The organism is Streptomyces chisholmiae, assembly GCF_031845445.1.
GTDB lineage: Bacteria > Actinomycetota > Actinomycetes > Streptomycetales > Streptomycetaceae > Streptomyces > Streptomyces chisholmiae.
Genome location: NZ_JAVREO010000030.1, coordinates 40,960 through 49,489, shown reverse-complemented (window position 1 = coordinate 49,489; position 8,530 = coordinate 40,960). Strand labels below are relative to the sequence as shown.

Annotated in this window: 7 protein-coding genes; 5 read left to right on the top strand and 2 right to left on the bottom strand. The window is 75.2% G+C overall.

What is annotated here, in order from left to right:
* A partial coding sequence (locus tag RM844_RS30820) for an acyltransferase family protein (RefSeq protein ID WP_311670736.1) occupies positions 1-894 on the bottom strand: 894 nt, incomplete at its 3' end.
* Positions 895-1,078: 184 nt separating this feature from the next.
* Between RM844_RS30820 and RM844_RS30815 the strand changes: the two genes are divergently transcribed.
* Both RM844_RS30815 and RM844_RS30810 read left to right on the top strand, forming a co-directional pair.
* On the top strand, positions 1,079-1,735 hold the full coding sequence (locus RM844_RS30815) for an alpha/beta hydrolase family protein (RefSeq protein WP_311670735.1): 657 nt from the start codon (positions 1,079-1,081) through the stop codon (positions 1,733-1,735).
* Between the two features lie 230 nt (positions 1,736-1,965).
* The gene (locus tag RM844_RS30810; RefSeq protein ID WP_311670734.1) at positions 1,966-2,805 is read left to right on the top strand and encodes an SAM-dependent methyltransferase; all 840 of its coding nucleotides are present in this window, start codon (positions 1,966-1,968) and stop codon (positions 2,803-2,805) included.
* A gap of 12 nt (positions 2,806-2,817) precedes the next feature.
* Here the strand turns inward: RM844_RS30810 and RM844_RS30805 are convergent, their stop codons facing one another.
* Positions 2,818-4,917, bottom strand: coding sequence for a hypothetical protein (locus RM844_RS30805; RefSeq protein WP_311670733.1), 2,100 nt, complete (start codon positions 4,915-4,917; stop codon positions 2,818-2,820).
* Between the two features lie 425 nt (positions 4,918-5,342).
* Between RM844_RS30805 and proB the strand changes: the two genes are divergently transcribed.
* From proB to RM844_RS30790, 3 genes are all read left to right on the top strand, one after another.
* Positions 5,343-6,461, top strand: a complete 1,119-nt coding sequence (gene proB / locus RM844_RS30800; protein WP_311670732.1) for a glutamate 5-kinase — start codon at positions 5,343-5,345, stop codon at positions 6,459-6,461.
* Between the two features lie 193 nt (positions 6,462-6,654).
* Positions 6,655-7,092, top strand: a complete 438-nt coding sequence (locus RM844_RS30795) for a hypothetical protein (RefSeq protein WP_311670731.1) — start codon at positions 6,655-6,657, stop codon at positions 7,090-7,092.
* Positions 7,093-7,195: 103 nt separating this feature from the next.
* Entirely contained in the window at positions 7,196-8,482 is a 1,287-nt protein-coding gene (locus RM844_RS30790) for a glutamate-5-semialdehyde dehydrogenase (RefSeq protein WP_311670730.1), read from the top strand.
* The last annotated feature ends 48 nt before the right edge of the window (positions 8,483-8,530 follow it).

Sequence of the window (8,530 nt, the reverse complement as noted above, 5' to 3'; positions counted from 1 at the left end):
CAGCGTGGTCATCCACGAGTGCCTGCCGGGGACCAGCGCCAGGAAGCAGGCGGTGAGCACCACCGAGCAGCCGAACAGCGCCAGCGTCATCAGCGCCCCGACCCACCAGGGCTCGCCCAGCTCCTGGGCGCTGCCCCGGTGGTAGAACCAGGCGTACTCCATCCGCGGCTCGGCCCAGTAGGCGAAGAGCGCGGCGACGGCCCCGACCGGCAGCGCGGCCAGCCGGGCCGCCCGGCGGCGCAGCAGCTGGAAGTGTTCGGCGCGCAGCGTGAGGCCCAGCACGAAGTACGGCAGGAACTGCACCACCCGCTGGAGCTGGAGGTCGCTGCCCATGGTGGGGGAGGCGGTGGCCACGGCGGCCAGCGCCAGGGCCAGCGGCACCGGCCAGCGGACGGCCTTCCACAGCGGCACGGTCAGCCGCCAGATGAAGAGCGCGACGAGGAACCACAGCAGCCAGCGCGGCTCGAAGAGCGGCAGGTAGTTGTTGTCGTTCTCGTCGAGGTGGCGCAGGAAGTACGTGTAGGCGATCTGGAAGACCAGGTAGGGCACCAGCACGCCGGTGACCAGCCGGCGCACCCGGTCCGGCCGGCCGTCCCAGCTGCGCGAGAAGTAGCCGGCTATCAGGATGAACGCCGGCATGTGGAAGGCGTACACGAACATGTAGAGCGCGGTGACCGTCCGGGAGTCCGAGCGCAGCGGCTCCCAGGCGTGCCCGACGGCGACCAGCACGATGGCCAGGTACTTGGCGTTGTCGAAGAACGCGTCGCGCTGCTTCGGGGCGGGCTTGGGGCCGTCCCGGTCCGGCGGCTGCCGCTCGTCGCCCTGGGCGGGCAGACGCAGCCGCACGGTCTGTTCGGCCGGGTGTTCCGTGGCGGGCCGGGGCGAGCCGGTCATGACGCCCCCTGCGGGGTGAGGTGGCTGGTGTGGGGAGGGGAACAGCTCATCACCCCCGAACCCTAACGGCAGTCGGCCGGCCGGTGACCCGGCGGTGTCCACCAGGTGTCGGGGGCGGCACGCCGGGTGACCGGCGGCCCCCGCTGCCGGGGCGGTGGGGCGGCCCCGGGGCAGACTGGCCGCCATGAACCCCACGAACCCCATGGCGCGGAGCGCGGACCGGCGGCAGTCGGTGGACACCGAGGCGGGACAGGCGAGGATCAGCTGGTGGGAGGCGCCGGACCCGGTGACGGTGCTGGCCCTGGGGCACGGCGCCGGCGGCGGGATCGAGGCCCGCGACCTGACGGCGCTGGCCGACGCGCTGCCGGCGCGCGGGGTGACGGTGGCGCTGGTCGAGCAGCCCTGGCGGGTGGCGGGGAAGAAGGTGGCACCGGCCCCGCGCACCCTGGACACCGGCTGGCGCGGGCTCGCCCCGGCGCTCGCCGAGCCGGGGCTGCCGCTGGTGGTGGGCGGCCGCAGCGCCGGCGCCCGGGTGGCCTGCCGCACGGCGGTGGCGACCGGGGCCCGCGGGGTGCTGGCGCTCGCCTTCCCGCTGCACCCGCCGGGCCGCCCCGAGCGGTCCAGGGCCGAGGAACTGCCGGTCGGGCGGCTGCCGTTGCTGGTGGTCCAGGGCGGCCGGGACAGCTTCGGCCGGCCGGCCGAGTTCCCGGCCGGGGTGCGGGTCGTCGAGGTGCCGGCGGCCGACCACGCGTTCGCCGTGCCCAGGCGCGCCGAGCTGGACCAGGACGCGGCGCTGACCCTGCTGACCGAGGCCGTCGCCGAGTGGCTGGCCGCGCTGTGACGCCGCCGGACCAGACGGCCTAGGGTGGGCGTCATGTGCGCGTGAGTCCCCTTGAGCCCGAGGTCCCGGCGGTCGCCGGACGCGGGAGGCGCCCGGCCCGGTGCCGGCCTCCCGGCGGTCCGCCCTGCCCGGACGGCGGCTCGTGACCGCGGCCGCGCCCCCTCTTCCGATCTTCCGAGGCGCGCGCCCCCTGCCCGGCCCACCGCACGAGAAGCACGGAAGTGCCACCCATGTTCGAAGAACTCGCCGGCATCAACGCCCGCCCCGCCCTCTACGCCCAGGTGACGACCCCGGAGCTGTGGTGCGACCCGCACATCTCCGGGCGGATGCTCGCCGCCCACCTCGACCCGCTCGTCGACCTCTCCTCCTACCGGGCCGAGTACCTGGAGCGGGTGCTGGCCTGGCTCGTCGACCGGTTCGACATCGCCGCCGGCCCGCGGGTCGCCGACTTCGGGTGCGGCCCGGGGCTGTACACCAACCGGCTCGCCCGGGCCGGCGCGATCGTCACCGGTCTCGACCTGTCCGCCCGCTCGCTCGACCACGCCGGCGCGGCGGCCCGCGCGGCCGGGCTGTCCGTCCGGTACCTGCGCCAGGACTACCTCGCCTACCGGGACGACGCGCGCTACGACCTGGTCATCATGGTCATGCGGGACTACGGCGCGCTGTCGCCCGACGGCCGGCGGGCGCTGCTGGACACCGTCCGCCGGCACCTCGACGCCGGTGGCTCGTTCGTCTTCGACGTCGACTCGGCGGCCGCGTTCGCCGAGGTGCGGGAGCGGGCGACCTACGCGCCGTCCCTGATGGACGGCTTCTGGTCCGACCGGCCCTACTTCGGCTTCCTCAACACCCACCGCTACGAGCGGGCGCGGGTCTCGCTGGACAGGTACGAGATCGTCGAGGCCGGGCGGCGGCGGACCTTCTACAACTGGGTCCGGTACTTCACCCCGGACGAGCTGGTCGGCGAGCTGACGGCGGCCGGGTTCGAGGCGGTCGAGGTCGTCGGCGACCTGACCGGGGCCCGTTACGACAGCGCGGCGCCACGGTTCGCCGCCGTCGCGACCGTCGGCTGACCCGGGCGCGGGTCAGGGCCGGCCGCCCCGGCGGCCGGCTCCGGGCCGGCCGCCCCGGGCCTCGGCGCGGGCCAACAGCGCGCTGGTCGCCTGCTGGAACCTGACCTGGGACGGCGGCTCCGTCGGGCCCAGCAGGAACGCCCGCAGCTCGGCGCGCGCCCCGGCCAGCCGGTCCAGGCGCGGGTCCACCACCGCGGCCAGCAGCTCGGGCAGCTCGGCCACGTCCGGGCTGAGCACCGTCGCCGCCCGGACCGTGGGGTTGGCGGCCCGGAACGCCTCCTCGCTCAGCCCGCTGGTGTTGACCACCGCGTAGGGCTTGACCCCGGCCAGGTAGTCGGCGACCACGCTGGACACGTCGGAGATCAGCAGGTCGGCCTGGTTGAAGCAGCTGTAGAGGTCGGGGCGCGGTCCGGTCAGCACCAGGTGGCCCTCCGGGTCCTGGGCGGCCCAGAACGCGGCCCGCCAGGCGCGGGTGGCGGCCGCCACGGCCTCCTGGTGGCCCTCCGCGGGCGCCGACTGCCACAGCATCCGCTCCACGTCGTCCGCGCCCGGCCGCCAGCCCCGGCTGGTCAGCGCCTCCAACCGGGCGGTGCGGTGGGCGAGTTCGCCGGCCGTCCGGTCCGGTTCCGGCGGGGCGCCGGCGGCCAGCGCGCCGCGTTCGGCCACCGGCCCGGCCGACCGCCGCAGCAGCGCGCCGCGCGGCGCCGGCGCCGGGGAGCGCGCCCCGGCGCGGGCCGGCCGGCGGCGCTCGGCGGCCGCCACCAGCGCCCGGATCCGGGCGTCGGCGGCGCCGAACCTGGGATCGACGGAGCCGGTCATCGGGTGCGGCCGGTAGAGCAGCCGGACCCGGGCGTCGGCCAGCAGTTCGGCCACCAGCCGTTCGCCGGCCAGCAGCACCGAGGTGTTGCCCGGGTCGTTGGTCCAGCCCTCCCAGGTGGGGGCGTAGAGCACGGTGATCGGTCCCTCGGCGGGCGGCGGCCCGGTGTACGGGTGGATCGGCGCCAGCTGCGGCCGGCCCACCTCGACCACGTCCCGGTCGTCCACGCCGACGTCGGCCAGCGCGTACCGCTCCCTGGCCGCCGGGCCGGCGACCCACACCTCGTCGTACACCTTGGCGTACGGGTTGCAGCTGGAGAGCTTGTCGCTCTCGCCGTGGTTGACGAAGGCGTGCTTGATGGTCGGGATGCGCAGCACCTGGGAGGTCTTGGGCGCGTTGGCCGGGTGGATCAGCACCCGGAGGGTGGAGTGCTCCAGCAGCATCAGGTGCGCCACCTTCGGCACGCAGACCACCGGCAGCTCGGTGGGCGCCAGCTGCTGCACCATGGGCCGCTCCCGCAGCACCACCAGCGCGTTCTCCTCCAGCGCCGCGACCGCGCCCAGCCACATGTTGACCTGGTAGGCGGTGCCGCTGCCGCCGGAGAAGTAGAGCCCGACCCGTGGGCGGTGCTCCTCCAGCCAGCGCTGGAACCAGGCGAGCACCTCCTCGGTGCTCGGCGGGCGCCGCCCCGGCAGCAGCCAGGTCGCCAGCCGGGCCGCGCCGCCGGCGAAGAGCAGCAGCGAGCAGCCGACGCCGAGCAGGCTCCACGCCGCGCGCCCGGTGGCGACGGTGCCGAGCATGCCCGCGGTGGCCGGCACCGCGAACAGCGGCATCCGGCGGTGCGCGCCGGTCAGCAGCCGGGGCGGCGCGGGCCGCAGCCGCAGCTCCGAGGTGTCGATGTTGCGGGTGAGGACCGGCAGGGTGCGGGAGCGGCGCACCAGCACCGCCAGCGCGCGGGTCAGGAAGTGCAGGGCGTAGCAGGCCAGCAGGCCGGCGACGACCAGCAGCCGGACCGCGGTGGAGACCTCGGCCAGGTGCGCCAGGCCGACCACCACCAGCAGGTCGCGCAGCAGTTGGCGCATCGTCTCGTCGCAGCGGACCCGGCCGAGCGGCACCAGCACGCCGGGCCACCACTGGCGCAGCGCCAGATCGAGGGCGAGCCCGGCGCCGCCGGCCACGCACAACAGCGGCGCGTTGGGGAGTTGGGCGCCCAGCAACTGAGCGGTGAAGAGCAGCAACAGGGCACCCAGGGCGAGCCCTTGGGCGCCGCGGCGCAGCGTCGGTCCAGCAGCCACAGAGAGTCAGCTCCGGTTCGGGCGGGAGATGGGGGAGTTCAGGCAGCGATGCCAGGGGGGAACGGTCGGGCGGTGGGGGAGCCGGCCCGGGGTGTCGTCGGGAGGTCAGCCCGGGTGGTCAGCCCCGGAAAGACAGCCACTTACCGCGCACAACGGTGGTGCCACCCCAAACCGGACGGAATTCACTCGTGCGGGTGGCCGGGCAGAGTGGTCCGGGGTGAGACGGCCAGACACCCGGCGGGTGGGGTGGCATACATTTACGGTCGGCAGGCCGGCCCGACACCGGGGGTGCCCCGATGTCCGACGTCCCAGGTCGCGCGGGCGACCGCGGGCCGGGCCGCCGCCCTCAGACGCGGGGGCGCGCGGCCCCGGCTATCGCGCCCGACGCGGTCCGGCCGGACAGCGAACGCGAACAGGAAGGTGCCATGACAGCGGCACGGCAGGACGTCTCCGACGCCCGCAGGATCGTCGTCAAGATCGGCTCATCCTCGCTGACCACGGCGGCCGGCGGACTGGACGCCGACCGGGTGGACGCACTGGTCGATGTGCTGGTGAAACAGGACGGGAGGCAGATCGTACTGGTTTCGTCGGGGGCGATCGCCGCCGGGCTCGCGCCGCTCGGCCTGGCCCAGCGACCGCGCGACCTGGCCCGGCAGCAGGCCGCGGCCAGCGTGGGGCAGGGCCTGCTGCTGGCCCGCTACACCGCCTCGTTCGCCCGCTACGGCCGCCGGGTCGGGCAGGTGCTGCTGACCACCACCGACACCAGCCGGCGCGCGCACTACCGCAACGCCTACCGGACCCTGGACCAGCTGTTCGCCATGGGCGCGGTACCGGTGGTCAACGAGAACGACACGGTGGCGACCGACGAGATCAGGTTCGGCGACAACGACCGGCTGGCCGCCCTCGTCGCCCACCTGGTCAAGGCCGACCTGCTGGTGCTCCTCTCCGACGTGGACGGGCTCTACGACGGCGACCCGGCCCGGCCCGGCACCCAGCGGATCGGCGAGGTCACCGGGCCGGCCGACCTGGCCGGCGTCCAGCTCGGCCGGCCGGGCCGGGCCGGCGTCGGCACCGGCGGGATGGTCACCAAGGTGGAGGCCGCCGGCATCGCCACCGAGGCCGGCATCCCGGTGGTGCTGACCGCCGCCAGCCAGGTCGCCGACGCGCTCTCCGGCGCCGCCACCGGCACCTACTTCCGCCCCACCGGGCGGCGCGCCACCGGCCGGCTGCTGTGGCTGGCGCACGCCTCCGTGCCGCGCGGCGCGGTGGTGCTGGACCCCGGCGCGGTGACCGCCATCACGGAGCGCGGCGGCTCCCTGCTGCCGGCCGGGATCGTCGGTGTGGCGGGGGAGTTCCTGGCCGGCGAACCCATCGAGCTGCGCGACGAGTCGGGCCGGGCGGTCGCCCGCGGCCTGGTCAACTTCGACGCCAAGGAGCTGCCCCGGCTGCTCGGCCGTTCCACCAGGGAACTGGCGCGCGAGTTGGGTCCCGACTACGAAAGAGAGGTCGTCCACCGCGATGACCTCGTGCTGCTACGGGCATAAGAGATCCCGAGGAGGCCGTACGCGGGAGGCTTGGCCGGCCGGTGCCCGATCTGTGAAAGACCAGTCTTTCCACCGAAGGTTCGGGGAAAGACGCCCGGTCGGGCCGGGCGACTGGTCCACTCGTGCCTGGTGCCCGACCGGCACTCACCCGCACACCCAGCAACGACGTTCGCACCATGTCAGGAGGCTGTCGGTGAGACGACTGGCCAGCGTCGAAGGAGGCCGGCCGGCCCGCGAGCGGGACAACCCCGCGCACGCGGAGCGACCACGGGGGGACACCGAGGAGCGATCTTCCAGACTGTGGCACATCACGTTGAGCGTGGCCGGCCGGACGGTGCCGCTGCCCGATGTCCGGCGGGCGCTGGAGCGGCTGGCGGCGGACCACCCGTTCCTGCTCACCAGCCGGTACGCGGAGGACCACGCCGAGATCAGGTACTGGGAGGAGGCCAGGGACCTGCACGACGCGGCGGCCCTGGCGCTGCGGCTGTGGGGCGAGCACCGGCGCACCGCCCAGCTGCCGGCCTGGGAGATCGTGGGCCTTGAGGTGGTCGGCCGGGACACCTACCAGCAGCGGATCTCCGAGGGGTACGGGCCGCCGCCGGCCCACCCGGTCGGCGTCCACCCCTTCTAGCGCCAGGCGGGTCCCCGAGTTCCGCTCCGCCACGGTCGGGGCCGCTGTTCCGCATGCTGGCTGGCCGGTCCCCGGCCGGCCGGCGCCGGCTAGGCTGCGTGCCATGAGCAGCTCAGTGCCCTCCGCGTCGGACTCGCCCGTCATCGCCACCGCGCGCCGCGCCCGCGCGGCGGCGGCCGATCTCGCGCCGCTGCCGCGGACCGCGCGGGACGCGGCCCTGCAAGCGGTCTCCGACGCGCTGTTGGCCAGGTCGGCCGAGGTGGTCAAGGCGAACGCCGAGGACGTGGCCAGGGCCAGGGCCAACGGCACCCCGGACGCCATCGTGGACCGGCTCACCCTCACCGAGGAGCGGATCGCCGCGATCGCCGCCGACGTGCGGGACGTGATCGCGCTGCCCGACCCGGTCGGCGAGGTGGTGCGCGGCTCGACCCTGCCCAACGGTCTTGAGCTGCGCCAGGTCCGGGTGCCGCTGGGCGTCGTCGGGATCATCTACGAGGCCCGGCCGAACGTCACGGTGGACGCCGCCGCGCTCTGCCTGAAGTCGGGCAACGCGGTGCTGCTGCGCGGCTCGTCCTCCGCGTACGCCTCCAACACCGCGCTGGTCGAGGTGCTCCGCGACGCGGTGGCCGGCGCCGGGCTGCCGGCCGACGCCGTGCAGCTGGTGCCGGGCGAGAGCCGCGACTCGGTGCGCGAGCTGATGACCGCGCGCGGCCTGGTCGACGTGCTGATCCCGCGCGGCGGCGCCTCGTTGATCCAGACCGTGGTCAACGAGTCGACGGTGCCGGTGATCGAGACCGGCACCGGCAACTGCCACGTCTACGTGGACGCGGCGGCCGACCCGGAGCTGGCGGTCGAGATCCTGGTCAACTCCAAGGCCCAGCGGCCCAGCGTGTGCAACGCCGCCGAGACGGTCCTGGTGCACGAGGCGGTCGCCGAGCGCTTCCTGCCGCGGGCGCTGGCCGCGCTGACCGAGGCCGGCGTCACCGTGCACGGTGACGCGGCGTGGCAGCGGGCGGGCGAGGCGGCCGGCGTGCCGGTGCCGGCCGCCACCGACGAGGACTGGGCGGTGGAGTACCTGAGTTACGACATCGCCGCCGCCGTGGTGCCCGACCTGGACGCGGCGGTGGCGCACATCCGCCGCTGGACCTCCGGGCACACCGAGGCGATCGTCACCGCCGACACGGCGGCCGCCCGCCGGTTCGTCTCCCGGATGGACTCGGCCGCGGTGATGGTGAACGCCTCCACCCGGTTCACCGACGGGGGCCAGTTCGGCTTCGGCGCCGAGATCGGGATCTCCACCCAGAAGTTGCACGCCCGTGGCCCGATGGGGCTGCCGGAGCTGACCTCGACCACCTACGTGGTGACGGGCGACGGTCACACCCGGGGGTGAATTCCCGCCGGGCCTCCCTAAGGCGGCCGATCCGGCCTACGCTGGAGA

Bases quoted from the DNA above. Each gene is read 5' to 3' on its own strand.
- RM844_RS30815 (WP_311670735.1), top strand. From the start codon at position 1,079: ATGAACCCCACGAACCCCATGGCGCGGAGCGCGGACCGGCGGCAGTCG.
- RM844_RS30810 (WP_311670734.1), top strand. From the start codon at position 1,966: ATGTTCGAAGAACTCGCCGGCATCAACGCCCGCCCCGCCCTCTACGCC.
- proB (WP_311670732.1), top strand. From the start codon at position 5,343: ATGACAGCGGCACGGCAGGACGTCTCCGACGCCCGCAGGATCGTCGTC.
- RM844_RS30790 (WP_311670730.1), top strand. From the start codon at position 7,196: ATGAGCAGCTCAGTGCCCTCCGCGTCGGACTCGCCCGTCATCGCCACC.